This is a genomic window from Paraburkholderia youngii (genome assembly GCF_013366925.1).
GTDB classification, from domain to species: domain Bacteria; phylum Pseudomonadota; class Gammaproteobacteria; order Burkholderiales; family Burkholderiaceae; genus Paraburkholderia; species Paraburkholderia youngii.
The window spans coordinates 6475521-6498142 of record NZ_JAALDK010000001.1; the positions used below are offsets into that span (position 1 = coordinate 6475521).

The 22622-nt window shown below is 64.7% G+C and carries 19 protein-coding genes, 1 tRNA gene and 2 pseudogenes; 9 read left to right on the forward strand and 13 right to left on the reverse strand.

Annotation, left to right across the window (positions count from 1 at the left end):
- Positions 1-103: 103 nt before the first annotated feature.
- Entirely contained in the window at positions 104-1003 is a 900-nt protein-coding gene (locus G5S42_RS29470) for a c-type cytochrome (protein ID WP_176109949.1), read from the reverse strand.
- A gap of 307 nt (positions 1004-1310) precedes the next feature.
- Between G5S42_RS29470 and G5S42_RS29475 the strand changes: the two genes are divergently transcribed.
- Positions 1311-1386: transfer RNA gene (locus G5S42_RS29475), tRNA-Arg, on the forward strand.
- A 62-nt stretch (positions 1387-1448) separates the two neighbouring features.
- Here the strand turns inward: G5S42_RS29475 and G5S42_RS29480 are convergent.
- Positions 1449-1626 (reverse strand): annotated as a pseudogene (locus G5S42_RS29480) (tyrosine-type recombinase/integrase); the annotation flags it as partial.
- 968 nt (positions 1627-2594) lie between these two features.
- On the opposite strand from G5S42_RS29480, the pseudogene G5S42_RS45825 reads away from it, so the two are divergent.
- The 3 genes and pseudogenes from G5S42_RS45825 to G5S42_RS29495 all read left to right on the forward strand — a co-directional run bounded on the left by G5S42_RS45825 (position 2595) and on the right by G5S42_RS29495 (position 6779).
- Positions 2595-3842 (forward strand): annotated as a pseudogene (locus G5S42_RS45825) (TIGR04222 domain-containing membrane protein).
- Positions 3843-4081: 239 nt separating this feature from the next.
- Entirely contained in the window at positions 4082-6025 is a 1944-nt protein-coding gene (locus tag G5S42_RS29490) for a tetratricopeptide repeat-containing glycosyltransferase family protein (protein ID WP_176110670.1), read from the forward strand.
- A 91-nt stretch (positions 6026-6116) separates the two neighbouring features.
- Complete coding sequence (locus tag G5S42_RS29495; RefSeq protein ID WP_176109950.1) at positions 6117-6779, forward strand: acetyltransferase; 663 nt, start codon at positions 6117-6119, stop codon at positions 6777-6779.
- A 10-nt stretch (positions 6780-6789) separates the two neighbouring features.
- Here G5S42_RS29495 and vioA read toward each other — a convergent pair whose 3' ends face one another.
- The 5 genes from vioA to G5S42_RS29520 all read right to left on the reverse strand — a co-directional run bounded on the left by vioA (position 6790) and on the right by G5S42_RS29520 (position 13679).
- Positions 6790-7932 (reverse strand): dTDP-4-amino-4,6-dideoxy-D-glucose aminotransferase VioA, encoded by a 1143-nt coding sequence (gene vioA / locus G5S42_RS29500; protein ID WP_176109951.1) that lies wholly within the window; start codon positions 7930-7932, stop codon positions 6790-6792.
- A 30-nt stretch (positions 7933-7962) separates the two neighbouring features.
- Entirely contained in the window at positions 7963-10314 is a 2352-nt protein-coding gene (locus tag G5S42_RS29505; RefSeq protein ID WP_176109952.1) for a tetratricopeptide repeat protein, read from the reverse strand.
- 241 nt (positions 10315-10555) lie between these two features.
- A complete protein-coding gene (gene fliT / locus G5S42_RS29510; protein ID WP_176109953.1) occupies positions 10556-10855 on the reverse strand; it encodes a flagellar protein FliT in 300 nt (99 codons plus the stop codon).
- Positions 10856-10880: 25 nt separating this feature from the next.
- Positions 10881-12389, reverse strand: a complete 1509-nt coding sequence (gene fliD, locus G5S42_RS29515) for a flagellar filament capping protein FliD (RefSeq protein ID WP_176109954.1) — start codon at positions 12387-12389, stop codon at positions 10881-10883.
- A gap of 132 nt (positions 12390-12521) precedes the next feature.
- On the reverse strand, positions 12522-13679 hold the full coding sequence (locus G5S42_RS29520; protein WP_176109955.1) for a flagellin: 1158 nt from the start codon (positions 13677-13679) through the stop codon (positions 12522-12524).
- Here G5S42_RS29520 and G5S42_RS29525 point away from each other — a divergent pair.
- Together G5S42_RS29525 and rpsU are read left to right on the forward strand one after the other, a co-directional pair.
- Entirely contained in the window at positions 13678-13860 is a 183-nt protein-coding gene (locus G5S42_RS29525) for a hypothetical protein (RefSeq protein ID WP_176109956.1), read from the forward strand. The genes G5S42_RS29520 and G5S42_RS29525 overlap by 2 nt on opposite strands.
- A 344-nt stretch (positions 13861-14204) precedes the next feature.
- Entirely contained in the window at positions 14205-14417 is a 213-nt protein-coding gene (rpsU, locus tag G5S42_RS29530) for a 30S ribosomal protein S21 (protein ID WP_006050883.1), read from the forward strand.
- A 101-nt stretch (positions 14418-14518) separates the two neighbouring features.
- Here rpsU and G5S42_RS29535 read toward each other — a convergent pair whose 3' ends face one another.
- Together G5S42_RS29535 and G5S42_RS29540 are read right to left on the reverse strand one after the other, a co-directional pair.
- Entirely contained in the window at positions 14519-14944 is a 426-nt protein-coding gene (locus G5S42_RS29535) for a hypothetical protein (RefSeq protein ID WP_176109957.1), read from the reverse strand.
- 161 nt (positions 14945-15105) lie between these two features.
- A complete protein-coding gene (locus tag G5S42_RS29540; protein WP_176109958.1) occupies positions 15106-15702 on the reverse strand; it encodes a DNA-3-methyladenine glycosylase I in 597 nt (198 codons plus the stop codon).
- Between the two features lie 140 nt (positions 15703-15842).
- On the opposite strand from G5S42_RS29540, the gene G5S42_RS29545 reads away from it, so the two are divergent.
- Together G5S42_RS29545 and G5S42_RS29550 are read left to right on the forward strand one after the other, a co-directional pair.
- Positions 15843-16733, forward strand: a complete 891-nt coding sequence (locus tag G5S42_RS29545; RefSeq protein ID WP_176109959.1) for a glucosamine kinase nucleotide-binding domain-containing protein — start codon at positions 15843-15845, stop codon at positions 16731-16733.
- Positions 16734-16780: 47 nt separating this feature from the next.
- On the forward strand, positions 16781-17602 hold the full coding sequence (locus G5S42_RS29550; protein WP_176109960.1) for a Cof-type HAD-IIB family hydrolase: 822 nt from the start codon (positions 16781-16783) through the stop codon (positions 17600-17602).
- 113 nt (positions 17603-17715) lie between these two features.
- Here G5S42_RS29550 and G5S42_RS29555 read toward each other — a convergent pair whose 3' ends face one another.
- The 3 genes from G5S42_RS29555 to aqpZ form a co-directional block, all read right to left on the reverse strand.
- A complete protein-coding gene (locus G5S42_RS29555; RefSeq protein WP_176109961.1) occupies positions 17716-18009 on the reverse strand; it encodes a PXPV repeat protein in 294 nt (97 codons plus the stop codon).
- Positions 18010-18296: 287 nt separating this feature from the next.
- A complete protein-coding gene (locus G5S42_RS29560; RefSeq protein WP_176109962.1) occupies positions 18297-19064 on the reverse strand; it encodes a histidine phosphatase family protein in 768 nt (255 codons plus the stop codon).
- A gap of 173 nt (positions 19065-19237) precedes the next feature.
- Positions 19238-19978, reverse strand: a complete 741-nt coding sequence (aqpZ, locus tag G5S42_RS29565) for an aquaporin Z (RefSeq protein WP_176109963.1) — start codon at positions 19976-19978, stop codon at positions 19238-19240.
- A gap of 285 nt (positions 19979-20263) precedes the next feature.
- Between aqpZ and G5S42_RS29570 the strand changes: the two genes are divergently transcribed.
- Entirely contained in the window at positions 20264-20566 is a 303-nt protein-coding gene (locus G5S42_RS29570) for an H-NS histone family protein (protein WP_013090908.1), read from the forward strand.
- Between the two features lie 295 nt (positions 20567-20861).
- Here G5S42_RS29570 and G5S42_RS29575 read toward each other — a convergent pair whose 3' ends face one another.
- Complete coding sequence (locus G5S42_RS29575; RefSeq protein ID WP_152852578.1) at positions 20862-21926, reverse strand: glycosyltransferase family 4 protein; 1065 nt, start codon at positions 21924-21926, stop codon at positions 20862-20864.
- Positions 21927-22622 lie beyond the last annotated feature (696 nt).

Genomic DNA, 22622 nt, shown 5'->3' on the forward strand with positions numbered 1-22622 from the left:
CAAGTGCCTGCCCGGTGCGGTTGCTTATCGTTGCGCATAAAAAATCCCTGCATCGCGTTAGCGCATGCAGGGATTTTTCGTTTAGCGGCTGATCCCGCCCGTTTTACTTCACCGCGCTGACCATATAGTCGACCGCGGCCTTCACGTCCGCATCCGAAGCATTCGAGCCGCCCTTCGGCGGCATCGCGCCCTTGCCGTGCAGCGCGAAGTTGTAGACCGTGTCCATCGAGTCCTTCAGGCGCGGCGCCCATGCTTCCTTGTCGCCGAACTTCGGCGCATTCAGCACGCCGGCCGCGTGACAGGCCTGACATACCGACTGATACAGCGCCTTGCCGGCCTGCGACGCATCCGCGCTTTGCGCGCCGCCTGCTGCCGGGGCGGGAGTCTGCGGCACGCTGGCCATGGCGGCCATCGCCGCGGCGGCCTGGGCCGCGCCCGCGTCCGATGCGGCTGCCGTACCGGATGCCGCAGCGGCACCCGATGCCGCAGCCGCGCCCGCCGCCGGCTGCGCCGGCTCGGGGAAGCTCGCGCCCGAATTGTTCGCCATATAGACGACCGCGCGCGCGATCTCGAAGTCGCTGTAGTCGTCGGGGCTCGTGCCGCCGCGCGGCGGCATTGCGCCCTTGCCGGACAGGGCGGTGTGCCACAGCGTGTCGAAGCCTTGCGCGATGCGCGGGGCCCAGTCGGCGGTGTTGGTGAATTTCGGCGCGCCTGCAGCACCCGACGCGTGACACGCCGAGCAGACCGCCTTGTAGACTTCCTCGCCGCTCTTGTAGACGCGCGGTGCGTTGGCGTCGCGGACTTCAACCTGGGCGATCGGATGGATGCGGGAGGTGACTTCGGCTTCGGCGAGGGAGTCGGTGCCGGCGCCGGTGCGTGTCGAATTATCGACGTAGACGGCGAGCAGAACGATGATGATGATTGGCACAGCAAACCCGGCGATGACCGCGGCGATGAGCTGTGCTGGGGTTTTGATCGGGGCTCCGTGTGGTGCTTCGCTCATGCTTGTCTCGTCTCCGTGGGTATGTGAGCGGTACAGCGCGACGGCAACTTCTTGTTCTTTGTCAGCCACGGACGATTATAGACGCAAGGTTTCGGCGGCGGCGAGGGGGCCTGGATGGTGTTCAGCAGGCGTTTACCCGGATCGATGCGGACGGCGGCGGGGCGCGGGGAAGACCTTGGAGCGGCGTCGGAGGCCGTCCGGTGGACGGTTCGGCCGAAACCGGGTATCCTTGCGGTCTCTCGCGTTGGCGTCGCGTCCGTTCTGGTTGCCGTGCTTTCGCGTAGATTCCCCGCAGTTTTGTGGTGAAGCGCCCGTAGCTCAATGGATAGAGTACTGCCCTCCGAAGGCAGGGGTTGCTGGTTCGATCCCAGCCGGGCGCGCCAAGTCTGATCAGGCTGTCAGCGGTTTCCTCCCTTCGTCGTGCAGTACCGTTGCAGTTGGTTGCAGCTAGCACCGGCGTCGGCTCGGCCGTCAGCGGCGTGACCCAATGCGCCAGGTGATCGGCTGACAAGGTGCGCGTACCGCTGCATCATTTCCATCGTCTCCCATCCGCCCAGCTCCTTCAATACCTGCAGCGGCGTGCCGCGTTGCACGTGCCAGCTCGCCCAGATGTGACGCAGGTCGTCCCGCCCGCGCTCGTTGCGATCGTGGTCGCAATTGCATCGTGGGTTATCGCTCACCAGCAGATTCGTGTTGCTAAGGGAAAACTGAATCTCACCTGTCTCGGGTGCGGTACGAGATGTTTACGCTGACGTGGAGCTGTCTGACCGAAGTGACGCGGAGCCCACTCGACGAAGGGCGCAGTTGCGGGTCGACTTTATCGATGCGATCCCGGAGCTCGAGTTCCTATTTGGTGCGTCGATGGCTCCTACGCCAACTTCATCATTCGGCAAGCAGGCAATTCGAGACGATCGAGTTTCGACTTAGAGCGAAGGGTCGGCCCGAGAGTCCAGAGGATGTCGAGCGTCGCCACGAGCTTCGGCAGCGGTTTTTGTGCAAGGCCTCGGAGGGCGTAAGACGCAGATTCGGGGAGTCCCTGGACTTCGAGTAGTGGCGGTGACCAGTCTCGATTGTCCGGGTCAGCATGGCCCGACGAAGATGTTTCTGCGTTCGACGCGGTGGGCTGGCTAGGGTGACGGGGACGGCCGCTGGGCGGGCCCCCGCCCGCAGGCTCCCAAGGTGACAGAGCCACCGAGGTTAGACTCTGCGAGGTAGGTACAGTGAAATTTCGGATTGGGTGGACTTGGACTGCCTTGATTGGCCGTGGTTAGCCTTGGTTTTGCAGTTTGCGAGTTGTACAAGTTATTGATTAATGAGTTTTGACGCGCCGATAAAAGCTCCCGGAGCGGTTGCTGGTTCGATCCAAGCCGGGTGCGCTAAATGGCCCGATTCTAGGCGTCGAATTTCCCGATCCGCTTTCCTGGAGTAGTCCAGGCGTAGCATCATTGCACGGGTGGCTCGGCATCGCGTCGTCATTTCCCGCACCGTTCCCCGCGCTATTCCGCCGCCTTTCCGTTGTGCAAGAGACTCGCTCGCAACGACAATTCAAGCGTCGATCGCGGCGGCCGTCCGCGCATCGCGCCGACTCCCGATGGCTGCCATCCCGTCTGCCTCGATCGCAGTCGCTGCCTGCGCGCTGACCGATGCACAGCAGGCTCTGCTCGCGCGCGTCTGCACGCGTATGCCCCCCACGATCCTCACGCGTCGTTGCCGTACAGCCGGCGCCTCGCCGAAGCCGAAGGCCGGTCGCACGATCATTCGCTGGCCGTGCTCGACGAATACAAGCTCTTCGCGTTTCTCGCGCAGGCGGCCGGGCATCCGGTCACGCCGTCGGTCGCGGTCGATGCCGCGTGGCATTTCCATCTGCAATGCACACTCGAATACCGGGACGTCTTCTGCGCCGCGTGCTGCGCGCGCTACTGCACTACATGCCTGGCACGGGTGCGCCGGACGAGGCCGCCGTGTACCCGCAGCGCTATCGCGACGCTGGGGCCCGGCGCACGCAAAGGCCTCGTCCGGGTTGAGCGCCGATGAAGTCGCCTATCTCACTTGGGGGCGAAGACCCGTGTCGCGCAGATCGTGACAATGTCGCTCGCGCATGCGGGCGCGGTCGATCTTTGGACCGTTCCCCGGCGAGGCGGCTACGTGAAGATCGCCGATCCGGAACGCGCGGGCCGGCACGACGACCACTGGGCGTGACTCAACGAGCAACCGTCCGGCACCGTACGCGACGGCTTGTTTCGCGAGGGGCTTGCGAGGTACGCGCAGGAGGTCGGCGACGGGATGCGTGCGCAGGGCTGGTTGTGGGCGCCCGGCGAGTTGCGCGCGTCGCAGACGGCCGCGCGCGCGATCGTGCTGATCGTGCTCGGCCCCGGCGCTGCGAAGTTGGCGGTCGGTTTGAGCCGCGGGCGACGCGTGCTGCTGCCCGGCATCTGCACGGCGGTGTTCGCGATTGCGTACGGGGTCGTCGCGCGGCGGCTGACCGGCTTCGGGCGCGGCGGCGCAACGGTAGCCGGGCGCGCCGCGCTGCTCGCGCGCCGGACCGCCCACGATCCGCGCGCGCGAGACACGCGATGCCGGACATGACGATCCGGATCCGGTGCTGTGGACCGCCGCGCTGTTCGGCGCAGGCGCGTTGGCCGCTACCGCGTGGTCGGCGTATTCGGGCACGGTGCTGGCCGCATCGAGGGTGTCGTCGGTCGCCGCGGCGAAAGCGGGCAGCGGTAGTTCGTTCGACGCGTCCGGAAGCAATTGCACGTCGTCGAGCTGCCGTACGTCGAGTTCGTGCAGTTCCAGCTCGTGCAGTTCGAGCAGTTGCGGCGGGTGTTCGTCCAGCTGAACGGACGGCCGGCGCCGTGCAGCGAGGCCCCGCCACGCGGCGATCGGCAGGTCCATCGTCCGAACAGCCGCACGGAATGGGCTCAGATCGCCGCATTGCGTGCAGGCCCGCTTGGGTAACCTGTCAATCGACGCTATCCGTGCGGGAACGGTCGCCCGGGCGCGGTACGTATCGCGCATTCGGGGCCGCCGCCGCGCCGGCCCGATGCAATGACTGTCCGCCGCTTTGCCCTGCCCTCCATGACGACGCCTGCTTCCGACGTTTCCGTGTGCGTTCAACACGCCGCGACCTTGTGCCAGAACGGACAGTTTGCCGATGCGCTGTCGCGCGTCGCGCCGCTGCTCGACGCGCCTGCGGTGGACGTCGCGACGCTGCACATCGCGGCCGTCTGCGCGCTCGGCCTGAACCGCCTGGCCGACGCGGAAGCTTGGTGGCGGCGCGCGATCGACGCGATGCCTGCGTTCGAACCACCGTACGACGGCCTCGGCGCGCTGCTGGCGTCGCAGGGCCGCTTGCCCGAAGCCGAAGCGCTCCTGCGCCGGCAACTCGCATCCGTTACGCCGTTACGCGCGTCGCACCATCACCGGTTCGGCAAGGTGCTCGAAGCGCTCGGCCGGCTCGACGAGGCCGAACAGGCATTTGGACAGGCGCTGCTGATCGAGCCGCAGTCGCCCGACGTGCTGACCGATCTCGGCAACCTGTTTCGCACCCTCGTCAGGCCGGCGGAGGCGGAGATCGCGTACCGGCTCGCGATCGCCGTTCGCGACGACCACGTACTCGCGCACGCGAATCTCGGCGCGATCCTCGTCGACATGCACCGGCTGCCGGAAGGGGAGGCGGCCAGCCGGCAGACCATTGCACTGTGTCCGGATCATCCGGAGGCGCATTACAACCTCGGCGTCGCGCTGCAGAACCTCGATCGCCTGCCCGAAGCGGAAGCGGCCTATCGCGATGCAATCCGCTGCCGGCCTGGCCTGCCGCAGGCACACAACAATCTCGGCTGCGTCCTGCGTGCGCAGGGCCGCCACGACGAAGCGGCCATCGCGTTCACCGACGCGCTGGCGCTCGCACCGCAGATGGCAGAAGTGCACTACAACCTCGGCACGACGTTCGCGCATGCGGGTCGCCTCGACGCCGCCGAACGTGCGTACCGCCGCGCGCTCGACCTGCGTGCCGACTACGACGACGCGCGCTTCGGTTTGGCGACGCTGCTGCTCCGCGCCGGCCGGTTCGAGGAAGGCTGGCGCCGCTACGAATCGCGCTACGAGCAGCCAACTTTCGTGCACCGCCGGACCCGCGAGATGCTGCGGTGCGCGCAGTGGCAAGGCGAGCCGCTGGCCGGCAAGACGTTGCTCGTCTGGCAGGAGGACGGCCTCGGCGACATGCTGCAGTTCAGCCGCTATTTCGCTGAATTTCGCGCGCGACGGGCGGCGCGTGTGGTCTTTGCGTGCCAGCCGGCGCTGCATCGGCTGATGGCGACGGTCGACGGCATCGACGCGGTGCTCGACCACGAGACGGCCACCGCGCAGGCCGCGCAATTCGATTACTGGACGAGCCTGTTGAGCGCGCCGATGCATGCTGGCACGACGCTCGACACGATCCCGCCGCCGGTGCGGTTCGTGCCCGATCCAGCGCGCGTCGCCCACTGGAGCGCGCGCCTCGATGCGCTGCCGGTCGGCCCGCGCGTCGGGCTCGCGTGGAAAGGCAACCCGAAGCATCACAACGATGCGCATCGTTCGCTGCCGTCACTGGCATTGCTGACGCCGCTATGGAGCGTGCCCGGTGTTAATTTCGTGAGCCTGCAGAAGGGGCAGGGCGAGGACGAGGCGCGTCAGCCGCCGGGCGGCCTGCCGTTGCTGCACCTGGGCTCGGAGATCGACGATTTCGCCGATACGGCCGCGATCGTCGCGCAACTCGATCTCGTGGTGTGTGTCGACACGTCGACCGCGCATCTGGCCGCGTCGCTCGGCAAGCCTTGCTGGGTGCTCCTGCCGCATCAGGACGTGGACTGGCGCTGGATGCACGGCCGCGACGATTCGCCGTGGTATCCGGGCACGATGCGACTGTTTCGGCGCGGGCGCGGCGAAAGCTGGATTCAGTTGGCCGAGCGGCTGCGGATGGCGTTTGCCGCGCATTTGGCAGCCGCACGCGTGAGGGCGGACGAAACGGTGCATAGCGTCTGACGTGACGGCGCGCGGCACGGACGCGGCGACACGGCACACTGCGCGAAACGCGACCATGTTGCCGCTGCCTACTAGATCAATCGAGGTCCTCGTGGAAAACATCGTCATCGTCGGCTCGTCCGGTCACGCTAAGGTCGTGATCGACATCGTCGAACAGGCCGGCCGGTACAGGATCGCCGGGCTGGTCGATTCGTTCCGCACCGCCGGCGAGGAGACGCTCGGCTACGCGGTGCTGGGCACCGAGCGCGATTTGCCGCGGCTGATCGACAAGCACGGAATCGCCGGACTGTTGGTCGCCATTGGCGACAATCATGCACGCGAGAACGTGACGGCCGATCTCGCTGCGCTCGTGCCGGGCTTGCCGCGTGTATCGGCGGTGCATCCGGCCGCGCGCGTCGGCAAGGCGTCGACTATTGGCGCGGGCACAGTCGTGATGGCGGGCGCGGTGATCAACCCAAGCTGCTCGATCGGCGAAGGATGCATCGTCAACACGAATGCGTCGCTCGACCACGATGGCGTGATGGAGGATTTCTCGAGCCTCGCACCAGGCGTTGTCGCGGGCGGCAACTGCCGGATCGGCCGCGGCGCGGCGATCGGCCTCGGCGCGATGCTGCGGCACCGGATTGCGGTCGGCGAGCACAGCGTCGTCGGCGCGGGTGCGGTCGTACTGCACGACATCGAGCCGTGCACGGTTGCGTACGGCAACCCGGCGCGCCGGATCCGCGCGCGCGCGGCCGACGAGCGTTACCTCTAAGCGCTGTGAGTCAGAAGTCGATCAGCTCGACGATGCGACGGACCATGTCGTCGCTGAGCGCCGGGTAGATCGGCAGGCACAGCACCTTGCGCGCGGCCTCCGTTGCGACAGGCAGGTTGTCGCGGCTTGCGGACGGCAGCCCGCGGTACATCGGGAATTCCGAAATCAGCGGATGGAAATAGCGGCGCGCGTACACGTCGTAGGCGCGCAGCTTCTGGTACAGCGCATCGCGGTCGAGCGGATAGTCTTCGTCGACGAGGATCGCGAAATACGCGTGGTTCGCGACGGTCTGGCCACCGAGCGGCACGCAGCGGATGCCGCGCACGTCAGCGAGCAGCGTGCGGTACAGCGCGTCGATCTTGCGGCGGCGGGCGAGTGCGCCGTCGATGTGCTGCAACTGCAACATCCCGAACGCGGCGTTGATTTCGCTCATCTTGCCGTTGATGCCGGGCGCGACGACCGTGACTTCATCGACGAAACCGAAGTTCTTCAGATGGTCGATCCGCTGCTTGGTCTTCGCATCGGGGCAGATGATCGCGCCGCCTTCGAACGTGTTGAAGACCTTCGTTGCGTGGAAGCTCAGCACCGACAGGTCGCCGTGCGCAAGCACGCTGCCGTCGGCGTTCTGCACGCCGAACGCGTGCGCCGCGTCGTAGATCACGCGCAGGTTGTAGTTGTCGGCGATCTTCTGGATTGCGTCGACGTCGCACGGATTGCCGTAGCAATGCACGGGCATGATCGCGGTGGTCTGCGGCGTGATCGCCGCCTCGATGCGTGCGGGGTCGAGATTGAGCGTGCCGGGCGCGACGTCGACGAATACCGGTTTGATGCCGTTCCACAGCAGCGAATGGGCGGTCGCGACGAACGAGTACGGCGTCGTGATCACCTCGCCGGTAATGCGCAGCGCCTGCAATGCGGTGACGAGCGCGAGTGTGCCGTTCGCGAACAGCGACAGGTACGGCACGCCGAGATAGTCGCACAGCGCACGCTCGAACTGCTGGTGGAACGGGCCGCCGTTCGTCAGCGTGCGGCTCTCCCAGATCTTCTCGAGATACGGGAGGAACTCCTCGAGCGGCGGCAGGTGCGGTTGCGTGACGTAGATGCGTTCGTGTGGCAGTTGCGCGACGGACGACGCGGGCAGGCTGGCGGTCATGATGGTCTCTCTCTCGATAACGCGCGGCGTTCAGGCGTCGGCCGCGGCCGGTGCGGTCGCCACGTCGTCGAACAGCGGCGTGTCGAATGCGGTGACGGGCTCTCCGGCACACCAGCGGGTCCACATCGTGCGCAGCGCCGACGACAGCCCGGCCGCGACGACGGCCGGCCGGAACGCGGCGGATTCCCCGCAACGTGCGCGCATGCCCATGCGCAGGGTTTGCAACGCGGCGGTGTCGCGGCCGAGCGCCAGCGCCTTTGCGACGAAATCGTCTTCGTCCGTCGCGATGTACGCGTCGAGTCCGACGTGCTGCAGCCAGCCCGCGCTGCCACGCCCGGCCATCGTCGCGCCGGGGATCGTCACGGTCGGTACGCCCATCCATAGCCCGTTCAGCGTGGTCGTCGAACCCGTATACGGGAACGTGTCAAGACAGAGATCGACGCCGTGATGCTGTTGCATGTAGACCGGAATGTTCGAGCGCCGGTGGAATGTCAGACGGCCGACATCGATGCCCGCCGCGGCGAACCATTGGGTCAGGGTGCGCTGGTCGCCGGCGTTGCCGATTGCGCCGAGCGCCATGCGGGCGGTCGGATCTGCGTCCAGTACGCGCGCCCAGACCTCGATTACGTGCGGGCTCAGCTTGTTCAGGCGGTTGAAGCTACCGTAAGTCGTATAGCCGTTGTGCAGTGCCGGCAGCAGGTTGACCGGCGGGCAGTTGGGCGGCGGCATGAACGGCGCGATCGCCGGCAGCCGGACGATCTGTTCGACGAACTGGTCGTCGAATGCGCCGTGCGGCGCGACGAAGCGATCCGACAGGTAATAGTCCATCTCGGCGAGACCGGTCGTGGCAGGATAGCCGATCCATGACGCCTGCACCGGCGCCGCGCGTTGCGCCAGCGCGACGAGCCGGTTGCGACCGGTATGGCCCGATAGGTCGATCACGATGTCGAGCCGGTCATTGCGCAGGCGTTCCAGGAAGGCTTGGTCGCTCATGCCGGCGACGTTGCGCCAGCACGTCGCGTGGGCCTTGAAACGATCGGAGGTTGCATCTTCCTCGACGTGATTGTGATAAAAGTGCATTGCGATGCCGGTGTCTGCTGCGAGATGCTCGATCACGGGCACAGCGTAGGAGGCGACTGCGTGGTTGAACAGGTCGCCCGACACGAAACCGACACGCAGCTGGCGCGCAGGGTCGCGCGGATTCGAGAACGCGGCCGTGCGCTTGCGCTTGTGGTTGTCGTAACGCTGGCCGAACTTGCGGTGTTCCGCGACGAGCGTCTGCGGATCGAAGTCGCTGCTGTGCGCGATGCAGAAGAGCATGCTGCTGTGGGTCACGCTGTCGGTCGGGTCGATTTCGATCGCCCGCCGCAGCCAACCGAGCGCCTCCTGTGTCGCACCCTGTTCGAGTAGCACGAATCCTAGTGTGCCGTTCGGGGCGGCAAGGCCGGGTGCGAGTTCGACCGCACGCCGGCAGGCGGCGATCGCTTCGTCCGGGCGACGCAGCGCGAAAAGGACGAGACCGTGGATCCGTAACCCCTCCGGATGGTCGGGCCGGAGCTCGAGCAGGCGCCGGCACTGTTCGTCGGCTTCCGCGAGACGGCTCATCACCCGCAGAGTATCGGCAAGCAAGATGCGCGTGAGTACTTCGTCCGGCAACAATTCGACCGTGCGCAGACCGGCGTCGATCATCTCCGCATAACGACCGTCCTTGTGCAAGGATGCGGACAACGCGCGCCAGCATGCGCCGTCGTCCGGATAATCGGCGGCAAGCCGTTGCGCAAGCGTAGTGGCTTCCGCGTACTTGCCTTTGCCGAAAAGCGCCGCGTGCTTCTGGAGCAGATTCTGGTGGGCTCGGTGCACCGGTTTGCCGGCGTTCTCGCGCACTACCGCAGTGGCGGCGGTTCCCTTGATGATCGCCGCCTCGACGTCACCGCGGACTACAGTTGCAACCGCTGCGGTCGGGAGCACCGAGTCGGGCATCGCCATTTGTGCGATCAGCCCGTCGAGTGCGGGGCCGCGCACGCCGCGCTGCTGCGCGAGCTCGACGGCGATCCACGCCGCGGGCGTTTGCCCGCTGCGATGCAGCGCATGAATGTAGCTGACCCAGTAGTAGCCGTTGTCCGGGCTCGCGCCGATGGCGGCTTCGAAATGCGGCACCGCGTCGGCCGGTTGGCCCGTATCGACCATCAGCACTGCGAGGTTGTAATGCGCATCGCCATGCGCGGGCACCGCGTCGAGGATGGCCTCGTACAGCGCCCGGGCGTCGTCGAACGCGCCGCTGCGCTGGCGCTCGAGCGCATTGTCCATGACGAGCGCAATGTCCTGCGCAAGCTGCTGTTCAGGCGTGAGCGCGGCGGAGGCGGGCAGTTCGGTCGAGAACATGATGAGATCTGCGGAAAGTCGGTCGATACCATTATCGTTAGCGTGCCGTCGCGCCGATCCCGCGAGGTGACGGGAAAAGCCCGGTCAGTTTGGCCGATTGACCGGTTGGCCTAGGCCGGGGCGGTGCGGCCGGCAGCGCCCAAAAAAAACGCCCGCACGAGGCGGGCGGGGAGGCGAACGAGCACGCCCTCACATCAGCGCGTAGTTCTTGTTGTCGTGTTGGCGCGCGGCCGGATGCGGATTAGCGGGTCGCGATGCTCTGGTACTGACCGACGGCCTGCACGCGGTTCATTGCCGCCTGATACTCGTCGGTCAGCTCCTGCTGCGCGCGTTGCGCGTCGGCGAAGATGCGGCCGTTGCTGGCCTGTATGCGGCGGATCGCGGCGATGCCAACGGGCGGCTGGTCGGCCGAGAGCAGGGCGACGAGCGACCCGCGCGCATCGACGAGGCGCACCGCCTCGGCCCAGTCGGCCATCGCGGCCGCATGTTCGATCGCGTCGGTGAACGCGTCGATCTGCGCAATCAGTTCGGTCGGTTCCATCTGGGCTCTCCTGTCTGGCTAGCCGTCAGCTCTTGTTGGTCGACATCGCGCCGGCGCTGTTCGCGCCGCCGAACAGCTGGGTCAGGTATTGCGAGTTGCTGTTCATCGTCGCCATCAGCGTATTGAGCGCGGTGAACTGCGCCTGGTACTGGCTCGTCAGCTGTGCTGCGTAGTTCGACAGGGTCGTCTGCTGCTGGGCGACGTTGTTCAGATCGTTGCTCAGTGCGGTCGTGCGCGCGGCGATCAGTCCGTTCGTCTGCGTGTAGTTCGTGATGTTCGTCGTCAACTGCTCGCCGATCCCGTTCGTCGAGTTGAACAGCGACGCGACACCGGTCGGATTGTTCTGCAGCGCGCCGTTGAGCGCCGTGTTGTCCACCTGCAGCGTGCCGTCGGCTTGCAGCGAGACGCCGATCGACGCGAGGTTGACCGTCGAGCCGTTGCCGTTCACGCCGCTCGCGACGATCGACGCGAGCGCGTTCTTGATCGTGTTCAGCGTCGAGTCGCCGAGCAGCGGGCCTTGCGACGACGCGCCGGACGTGAAGCTCGACAGCGAGCCCATCGTCGTGACAAGCGTGTTGTAGAGCGTCGCGAAGTTGTTGATCGCGGCGGCCTGGGATTTCGTGTCGGTGGCGACCGTCAACGTTTGCGGCTGCGTTGCGCTGACAGCGGCGCTGGTCAGGTACAGCGTGACGCCGGTGATCGCGCTCGTCACGGTGTTGCTCGCGCTCGTGCCGGCGATCCCGTTGATCGTGAACGCGGCGTCCTGCGCGGCCGTGCTCTGTTTCCAGGCGGCGCCGCTGTTCGCGGACGTGAACGTCGACTGCCCACCCGTCGTGCTGCCCGTCGACGTGACGCCGAGGCTCGACAGGCCTTGGTCGCCCGCGACGTTGCTGAGCGCAACGCTGATCGTGTTCGCCGCGCCAGTCGGCGTCGAGCTGAGCACGAGGTGCGCGCCGTCGCTGCCGTTGACGACCGAGGCGACGATGCCGGGGTTGCCGGTCGTGTTGTTGATCGCGGCGGCGATGCCCGAGAGCGTGTTGTTCGCGCTGTTCACGTCGACCGTGAACGACTGGCTGCCGAGCGACAGCGTCATCGTGCCGGTGCCGAGCGCGGTCGATGCACCGAACGCGGACGACGACAGCGACTGCGACGTCGCAATCTGCGTGACACCGACGGAATAACTGCCGGCCACTGCGCCCGCGCCCGCGGTCGCGGTAAGGCCGGTGCCGCTCGCGGTCGCGCTGAAGGTGTTCTGCAGCGAGCCGTTCGACAGCGTCGTGAGGCTGGCCTGCAGTGCGCTCAGCGCCGCCGACAGCGCGCCGTACGCGGAAATCTGGGTGTTGTCGCTGCTTTGCTGTGCGGTAAGCGCGGCGGCCTGGCCGGCGGTTTTCGCATTGACGAGTGCCGTCACGAGCGAGTTGACGTCCATCGACGAGTTGCCGGTCGAACCGCTGATGATCGATTGGGCAGCCTGCTGCAGCTGGCTGTTGGCCGAATTGTTGGCGGCTGTGACGGCGGAATTGATCGTCGACATTGTAGTGCTCCGTGCGGCGGATGATCCGTGGAATTCTGGGTGAGGACCTGGCGGCGAGGCAACGCCCCGCGCGCCAGGTGCCTGCGGCCGGGCCGCGCATTACGCGGGGCCCGGCCGTGGGCTGCTACGCGATTACTGCAGGAGCTTCAGGACCTGCTGCGGCAGCGAGTTCGCCTGTGCGAGAACCGAGATGCCTGCTTGCTGCAGCACCTGGTTCTTCGACATGTTCGCGGTTTCCTGCGCGAAGTTCGCGTCGGTGATCTGCGACTGTGCCGACGACAGGTCGGTCGATTCTGCCTGCTGCGCCGTGGCGATTGCCGTGAAACGGTTTTGTGCCGCGCCGAGTGCCGCCTGCAAGTTGTTCACCGTCTGCAGCGCGTTGTCGATCGAGACCATCGCGACGTTCGCACCGCTGACCGTGCTGATGTCGAGGCTCGACACCGTTGCCGGCTTGTTGACGGCGTTGATCTGTGCAACGGCGTTCGCGATCGCGGTGAGCGACGCTGCCGACATGCTGCTGCTGGTTGCGCTCGCGCTGATCGCGATCTGTGTGACGGTCGCGCCGTTAGATGCGGCAGCGGTCGACGTCGTGAAGATCGCCGATGCCGTTACGCCCGTGATCGCCGTGCCGTTCTGGTCGGTGAACGTGAAACCGCCCTTGCCGTCCGACGTCACGTTGACTGCCGTGATCACTGCGCCCGACGACGTGTACTTGCCGGTGCTATCGAGGCTCAGGCCCGTGATCGTGCCGACCGTCTGGCCGTTCTGAACGACGCCGCCGCCGATCTGCGCCGCCGACATGCTTTGGCTCAGGTCCAGCGAGATCGTCTGGCCGACGTTCGCGCCGACCTGGAACGACACGATGCCTGCGTTGCCGTTCAGGATGTTCGTGCCGTTGTACGTCGTTTGAGACGCGATACGGTTAACTTCCTGGACCTGCTGCGCGACTTCCTGCTGCAGTGCTGCCTGGTCGGTCGTGGACATCGTGCCCGTCGACGCCTGGACGGCCAGTTGGCGGATACGCTGCAGGCTGTTCGTCAGCGACGACAGTGCGCTCGAAGCCGTCTGGATCATCGACACGCCGTCGTTGGCGTTCGACACGCCCTGATTCAGACCGTTGATCTGGGTCTGCATCCGGGTCGAGATCGCGAGGCCTGCTGCGTCGTCCGCTGCGCTGTTGATGCGCTTGCCCGACGACAGGCGCGTGATTGCCTGCGACAGGGCGTTTTGCGAGCCGTTGAGGTTCTGCTGTGCAACCAGCGAGTTGATGTTGCTGTTAATTCCGAGCATGGAAAATCTCCTGTTTGAGCCGAAAGCCCTGGAAAGCCGTTTTGGCGTCGGCGGAAGCACTCGTTCATTGCTGGCCGCCTCAGAGCAGGATTTCGGCGCACCAAAACAAAACTTGAGGGGCACGTGGAGATTCGGCCCGATTTTTTATCCTTCTTTGTCATTTCAGACGGGCCCGGCGTGACGCCGGATTAAACGGGGGCAGGAACCAGCCCCCAACACGCAGTCGCGACGCTGCGCATATACGACCGACAAAAGGGTGGTTTTATCTGTAATTCCCTGCTATGATGAACGGCTGAATTGAGATTTTCTGTCACGCCTTTGCCGGTTTCGGCATGTCTGCTGGCAGTCAAAACGCGGCGCTGCACCCGGTTGGTTGTGGAGCGTACTCGCGGTGCTTTCTGCCTCTCTTTTCCGGCCTCCGAGGCCGTATTTCCGCTCGTTTCGCCTGTTGTGGGGACGCTCGGATGGCCGGTGCGTGGCGCTTGGCCGCTACGTTTTTGACCGTTTAAGCAATTTAGGAACGACATGACGACGATACTTCTGAAGGAAAACGAGCCGTTCGAAGTGGCAATTCGCCGCTTTCGTCGCGCAATCGAAAAGAACGGCCTGATCGCTGAACTGCGTGAGCGCCAGTCGTACGAAAAGCCGACCACGGCTCGCAAGCGCAAGAAGGCAGCGGCTGTTAAGCGCCTGCACAAGCGTCTGCGCAGCCAGATGCTGCCGAAAAAGCTGCACTAAGCACGCTTTTTACGTACGCCGAACGGCGGTGTGAGCTTCGAAAGAAGCCACACCGCCGTTTTGCTTTTGCGGCGTCGGATTTGTGCGCCACCGAGCAGCCGTTACGCCGCGTTCCTCAGCCGCTCGGCCGACAGTCCGAATTCGCGCGCGATCGAGCCCAGCCGGTCGTGCCACTCCCATGTGCCGAACACGTCGTGCACGTTTTGCAGGCAACTAAGCAGAGCGATGGTCACCGGGTCATACACGTTGATGCGGGCACGCAGCAGCGCTTTTTTCAACGCGGCCACACCGACGTCCATGTAAGCGGGCACTTCCGTCGGTGGTTTGCCGATGAAGCGCACGGGCACGCCTTCCATCGCGGTCACATAGTCGCGCGGTTTGATCAGGTTACCGACCGGGCAGCCGCCACAATAACCGCGGTAAGCGCCGCCGCCCCTCGGCAGCAACGCAGCGCGTTTCTGTTCGAACAGATGCGTGACAGACTGATCGTAAATATCCTGATGGGTCAGGAAGCTAAGAGTTTTCATGGTTGGTCTCCCGCGTCCGAGGCGGTAGTTATTTGTTGTTGAACGCGCATCGGTGAGCGCATGGCGACGAGTATCCACCGTGCGCCGTTCGGCGAAGGACCGACTACGAGCATGAAAGGGCGCCAATTCGCGAGTTTGCGCGTCAGACGGACGCCCCGCCCTCACCCCGCCTTACGACGACGCCCCTTATTGCCCAGCGACGCGCATCGCTCTCGGCACATGCAGGTCGTCTCATGATCGTTGACCATGCCAACCGCCTGCATGAATGCGTAGCAGATCGTCGACCCGACAAATTTGCAGCCGTAGCGCTTGAGCGCCTTGCTTAGCGCGTCCGAAACTTCTGTCGACGCAGGCGCATGCTTATACGAAGCCCATTCGTTCTGAATCGGCGTGTCGTCGACGAATGACCACACGAAGTTCGCGAGCGAGCCGTGTTCGGCCTGAATCTGCTGGACTGCGCGCGCGTTCTGGATCGCCGCCTCGATTTTGCCGCGATGCCGCACGATGCTCTCATCGGCGACGAGCGCATCCACCTGCTTCGGCGTAAAGGCCGCGACCTTGCCGATGTCGAAGTCGGCGAAAGCACGACGGTAGCCGGCGCGCTTGTTGAGTATCGTCGACCATGACAAACCGGCCTGCGCGCCTTCGAGCACTAGCATCTCGAACAGGTGCTGGTCGTCGCGCGAGGGTACACCCCACTCGGTGTCGTGGTACTGTGCGAGCGCTTCGCTCGATACCCAGTTGCATCGTTGTGTCACTGTCGCGCTCCCGCGTGGTCGTATCGATCGCCAGCATAGCGGAAGCGGTGCACGCCGCAAGCTGGCCAATCGGCTAATTGCGCGATTCAAACTGACCTGCCACCCTAAGCGTTATTCACCCACGGAACTGATTCGATTCGATGAACCACGACTTCTTTCTGATCGGCGTCGACGGCGGCGGCACCGGCACGCGTGTCGTGCTCAGCGACGCGCAGGGCCGCGAACTGGCGCAGGCGGCAAGCGGCCCATCGGGCCTCGGGCTCGGCATTTCGCGCGCATGGCAGTCCATTCAGGCCGCCTGCGGCGAAGCGTTCGAGCGAGCCGGAGTCGCGCTGGACTGGTCGCGCTGCGTGCTCGGTTGCGGACTTGCGGGCGTCAACAATCGCGACTGGCTCGCCGAGTTTCACGAGCAGGCGCCGCGACTGGCCGGACTGGCCGTCGAATCCGACGCCTACACGACCTTGCTCGGCGCGCACGAAGGCGCGCCCGGCGTGATCGTCGCACTCGGCACCGGCAGCGTCGCGGCCTCGCTTGCGAGCGACGGCGAGTTCCGCATGGCCAGCGGCTACGGCTTTCCGTCAGGCGACGAGGCGAGCGGCGCGTGGCTCGGCCTCCGGCTGATCGTGCACGCGCAACAGGCGCTAGACGGCCGTGCGCCCGTCGACGATCTCGCGCATGCGTTGCTCGCGCATACCGGCACTCAGGATCGCGACAGCCTGGTCGTGTGGCTGTGCGCGGCGAATCAGACTGCCTACGCGCGGCTCGCGCCGATCGCGATCGAGCACCGCGCACATCCGTTCGCGGCACGCCTGCTCGGCGAGGCCGGTGTCGAAGTCGGCAAGATGATCGCCGCGCTGGACGCGACGGGCGTGCTGCCGGTCGCACTATGCGGAGGCCTCGGCGCGCCGCTGCACGAGTACGTGCCCCAGGCGTATCAGGCGCGCCTGCGCGAGCCGCGGGCGGATTCGGCGCATGGCGGCTTGCAGCTGGCGCGGCGCGAGGCGCAGCGGCTGGCCGGACGACACCTGTAAAATATCCGCTTCGACGCTGCCTCGACGGCTCGCCCGCCGGACTCACCATGTATAAAGTCATCGCCACGGATCTCGACGGCACACTGCTCAACGCCGATCACCAGGTAGACCCGTTCACGGTCGCCACGGTGCGCAAGCTCGAAAGCGACGGGCTGCAGTTCGTGATCGCCACGGGGCGGCATTACTGCGACGTCGCGGGCATCCGCGATCTGCTCGGCATCAATCCGTACCTGATCACGTCGAACGGCGCGCGGGTTCACGCGCCTGACAACACGGTTATCCACGCCGACGATCTGCAGCCCGCGATCGTCCAGCGTCTCGTGCAGCCAGAAATTGTCGGCGCGCATGGTCGCGTGATCGTCAGTCTGTTTGCAGACGAGGCGTGGCTGATCGATCGCGACGCGCCCCATCTGCTGGAATTTCACCAGGACTCGGGCTTCACGTACGAAGTGACCGACCTGCCGAAGCACAATGGCGTCGACATTGCCAAGGCGCTGTATATCGGCGATCCCGCCGATCTCGCGCAGGTGGCCGCCAATCTGGAACGCGAATTCGGCGAGCGGCTATACGTGACCTATTCGTTGCCGGATTGTCTCGAAGTGATGACCGCGAATGTGTCGAAGGGACGCGCGTTGCAGATCGTGCTCGAGCGACTCGCTATCGACGCGTCGCAGTGCGTCGCGTTCGGCGACAACATGAACGATATCGATCTGCTCGAGACGGCCGGCCATCCATTCATGATGAACAACGCCAATCCCGATCTGATCACGCGTCTGCCGCATGTGCCGCGCATTGGCAACAATTTCGAGGCCGGCGTTGCGCATCATCTGCGCAAACTGTTTGCTCTCAACGACGAACTGGCGTCCTGAACCGCAATTACTCAAACTGAAGGCGGCCCGCATCCACACTCGCGTGGATGCGGGCCGCAGAAGTTGCTCGCGGAGCGAGAAGCGCGGAGCGTGCTGCACTCCGCTTACGCCCGTCAATCCCGCCAGCCGCGGTGCTCACCGCGATAGTCATGGCCCCAGCGACGATCGTCGTGACCCCAGCCGCGGTCATCGCGGTGATAGTCGCGGTAGTAGTCGCCGCGCGGATAGCGATGATCCCAGCCGCCGTAATACACCGGCTCCGGCGCGGCGTAGACGCGCGCGGGCGCGGCATAAACCGGAGCGCCGAGCGATAGGCCGACGCTCAGATCCGTATGCGCCTGCGCGACACCGCATGCGCCCGCCGCGAGTCCGGCAGCAACCAGCAAGTGAGTGACGATGCGTTTCATGTTGGTCTCTCCTGTGAGGCGACGTAGGTTTGTCGCACAGGACCAATGTACGCACTCGAGCCGGGGCGGACTGCGACCAGATGTTACGGACTGCAAGCATCGTCGAAGTCAGCGAAGGCAGGCATAAAGATCGCGCGGACGTTGCGCGCAGACACCTCACTTCGTTGGCGGCCGCGCCCCACGGGGCTTTGCGGCCGGCCAATTCAAGCAAGCAGGCGGCTCGTCGCCCACGCTTGCCGCTTGATGCACCAGCACACGTAATCGCGGCTTACATCTGTACTACCCTATTAATCCGCCGCAGGCGCCGAAGCGTTCGAACTGGCGGAAGAGGCCGTCCCTGCCGAAGACGCCGGCTCTGCGGGCAACGCCGCACAAGGGCAATCGGTCGCCCGTCCATCGAGCCCTTCGCGATCGTGCTTGAAGCTCGCGCGCGGCGTGCCGTTCTGCCAGTCGAGTCGGACGATGTAAATGCTGTCGAAGTCGTCGCTTTGCCATTTCGGCACGTCGGCCGCGCGACCGCCATGCGCGTTCAACATCTGCCGCAACAGCTTCTCGATCAGCTTGTGCTCCCACGCAATCACGATCAGCTTGCCGCGATTGGCCGGGTCGACGAGCGCGTTGCCGAGCTGGGCGATCTGCGCAAAGCCGTACGGCGTTTGCACCGGCATCTGGAATTGAATCGCGGTCGGCTCGATCGTCGCGAGCGGGCGCACGTAATAGTACGGATGACCGCCGTCGTCTTTTTGCTGGCCGGGGTCGGGCGCATAGATCGCATCGGGTTTGCCGAATTTGGCGGCGATGACGGCCGGCAACGCGAGCGCACGGTTGAGCCCCTGGCAGTCTAGCTGGCCGTAGCCTTGCGCGGGTTTCTCGCCATGGCGAACGAATACGAGGGTTTCAATATTGCCGCCTGCCGCAGCCGTGGCGGGGGCTGCGGTTGCGACGACAGTCGCCGTGTTCGTCGCCGCGTACGCGGCCGGCGACGTCAGCGTGCTCGCGCACAAGCCGCCGAACGACAGGGCGACGCCTTGCAGGAATCCGCGGAAACGGTTCATCGAAAGCACCTGTGCGAGGCTGGGAAGTCGCCCGATTCTAGCAGCGGTGCTCTCCGGCACGCGGCCGCCGCGGAATTCATATCGCATTGGCGCTCGCAATGAATAACGGGCGCTGGGGCGCCCATTCATGCGGACTACGCGACGATCACGCGACCGACACGTCGAACCGGCCGTCAGTCGAGCGCCAGCTTGCTCGCATCGTTGCAGCGATCCTCGGCGATCAGCGGATAGACGACTCCCGCGATCACCGCACCGATGATCGGCGCAGCCCAGAACAGCCACAGCTGATCGATCGCCGCGCCGCCGACGAATAGCGCCGGGCCCGTCGAGCGCGCCGGATTGACCGACGTGTTGGTGACCGGAATCGAGATCAGGTGGATCAGCGTCAGGCACAGGCCGATCGCGATGGGCGCGAAGCCGGCCGGCGCGCGGCGATCGGTCGCGCCGAGGATCACGAACAGGAAGAAGCCCGTCATCACCACTTCGCAAACGAAGGCGGCGGCGAGCGCGTAGTGCCCCGGCGATTGCTCGCCGTAACCGTTCGTCGCGAAGCCGCTCGCGACCAGGTCGAAGCCCGGCTTGCCCGACGCGATCAGCGACAGCACGAATGCACCCAACACCGCGCCGACTACCTGCGCGGCGATATAGGGCAGCAGATCGCGCACCGGAAACCGGCCGGCGACGGTCAGGCCGACGCTCACCGCCGGATTCAAGTGACAGCCCGAAATGTGGCCGATCGCAAAAGCCATCGTCAGCACGGTCAGGCCGAAGGCCAGCGACACGCCGACGAAGCCGATGCCCAGACCATGAACCGGCCCGGCGAAGTTAGCGGCGAGGACCGCGCTGCCGCAGCCTCCGAGCACGAGCCAGAAGGTGCCGAACAGTTCGGCAACGAGGCGCTTTGACAACTGCATGTTTGGTGATCCTAAAAAGAATTGGCACTTCAGAAGCACGCATCGAAAACGGCGAGTACGTACGTTGAGCGCGCAATTCTAGGTAGGCAGCGCCAAATCAGGTGTCAAGGATTGTCAATCTGGACAGAATTTATAAACTATTACGAGATAAAGCGCGTGTTTTACAATTCACACGCTTTAATAATTATCAGAGGAAAATTCGCTAAACCGGTATTAGTGGCCATTGCGAATTTCTATAATTGCAGCTAGTCTGCGGTCGAATGAGTTCTAGAAAGGGAGAACCGAATGTCTCAATACGCAGACCTCAAGGCGCAGATAGCCAAATTGCAGGCACAGGCAGAAGAAGCGCGACGCACGGAAATCGACAATGTCGTTGCCGACATCCGCCAAAAGATCGCCGAATACGGTCTGACCGCGCAGGATCTCGGTTTCGCGGTCGCCGCCAAGCGCGGCCGCCCGCCCAAGAAGACGCCGCTGCCGGCGAAATACCAGGACCCGAAGTCGGGCAATACGTGGAGCGGGCGCGGCAAGCCGCCCAAATGGATCGTCGGCAAGAATCGCGAGCGCTTTCTGATTGGCTCGGCCTGATGTCCGCCCGAGGTGACGCGGTGCAAGCGGTCTGAAGGGTTTTTTGCCGTTTCGGCTTAATCGCTGCGCGCTAATCCGCAGTGGAAGCGCCACCATCGCAGTATTAAAAAAGCCGCCCATACAGGGCGGCATTTTTCGCGTCTGGCGGCGAGAATGACTTCGTTTTCCGGTCCCGCAAACGATACCGAGGCCGGATTCGTCCGCTATTGGGCGTTATCAGCGAAGGTTCACAGCTCCGCTTCAAAGCGGACCGAAAACGGCCGGCCGTAAAAGCGCCGGCCGTTTTCAAGCGCGCTTAGCCGACCGCGACCTGGCGCAATACCGGGCGCCGCGACGTTTCAATCAAGGCCGAATAGCCGTCGACATAGTTCTGCGCCATCGTCTTCGAACTGAAGCGGCGTTCGAACTGGGCGCGGATTTCGGTGCGCGACAGCTCGTCCAGACGCTGCAGAGCCGCTACCGCGCCTTGCACGTCCTCGACGATATAGCCGGTCACGCCGTGGTCGATCACTTCGGGCACCGACCCGCGGTTGAATGCGATAACCGGCGTGCCACAGGCCATCGACTCGATCATCACGAGGCCGAACGGCTCGGACCAGTCGATCGGGAACAGCAGCGCCTTCGCGCCCGACAGAAACTCGGGTTTCTGCGCCTCGTTGATTTCGCCGACGAACTCGACATGCGCCATCGACAGCAGCGGCTCGATCTCGCGCTTGAAGTACTCCATGTCGACCTTGTCCACCTTGGCGGCGATCTTCAGCGGCAGACCGCTTTGCGCGGCGATCTTGATGGCTGTATCGACGCGTTTTTCCGGGCAGATGCGGCCGAGGAACGCGAGGTATTCGGGCTTCTTGTGCGGCTGCGGCGTCAGCAGCTGGTCCGGCAGACCGTGATAGATCGTGCTGAGCCAGTTGGCCTGCTGCAGCGGCAGACGCTGCGAATCCGAAATCGACACGACCGGCACATGCGAGAACGCGTCGAACACCGGCTGCAATTCCGGCAGGTCCAGGCGCCCGTGCAGCGTGGTCACGAACGGCGTGTCCATCGTCGTGAAGAGCGGGAACGGCATGTAGTCGAGATGGAAGTGGAGCACGTCGAACTCGTGCGCGACCTTGCGGACCTTTTCCATCATCAGCACGTGCGGCGCCAATGCATCGCGAATCGTCGGATCGAGGCGCAGCGCGCGCGGCCAGCACGCCTCGAGATTGGCGGACGTGACCGAGTCGCCGCTCGCGAACAGCGTGACGTCATGGCCGAGGTCGACGAGCGCCTCGGTCAGATACGACACGACACGTTCGGTGCCGCCATAGAGTTTCGGTGGGACAGCTTCGTAGAGCGGCGCGATTTGTGCGATTCGCATGCGTTTTCTCCTGTATCGATCGGAGTTAGCGCGAGGGGCGCTGACCCGAATCCCATGCAGATTTTTGACACTCACCGGGGCTTCGCACGACGGCGGGATCGCTCGAGGTACGTAGGCCTAACGGGCGGTTGAGCGCGGTTTCTCCCCGCCCGAAGGGTGGTCCGAAATAGGTATCGGGTAATCCCTTAGCCTCCATTATCGGGATCGACCGCGGTAATTCGAGTTATTTTTCAAACGCTTAATGTTGTTACAGCGCGAAACATGGACCGTTACAGCTTAGGCCCACGGTCTAATCGCAACCGCTCCCCATAATCGGCAAACGCAATTGCGCCGGCTCAATCGAACGGGGCAAACAGGCGAAATGGACCGTAGCAAGCGGCGGACCCGGGGGTCGGATGAAGGGGAAAAGCGGCTAACCGAGCCTGATGGCAGGCGGGTGAAAACGTCTTATAATTCTTTCCCACCGTTTTACGGTGCGGCGATGAAGTTCTGAAAACTCACCAACCTGTACACGCCGCAACCGTAGAAATTCCCAGCGCGCATCATCAGCCCCGCCCAGCGCCTCAATTCGTGCCAATCTGAGCTTCGACGCACCCTGCGTTGTAGGAATAATTCCTACACAAATGACGGATTAATCCGTCATCCAAGTGGGGTGTCTCTCCGATTTTCGGGTGTGTCCCCTTTCGAGACAATGCT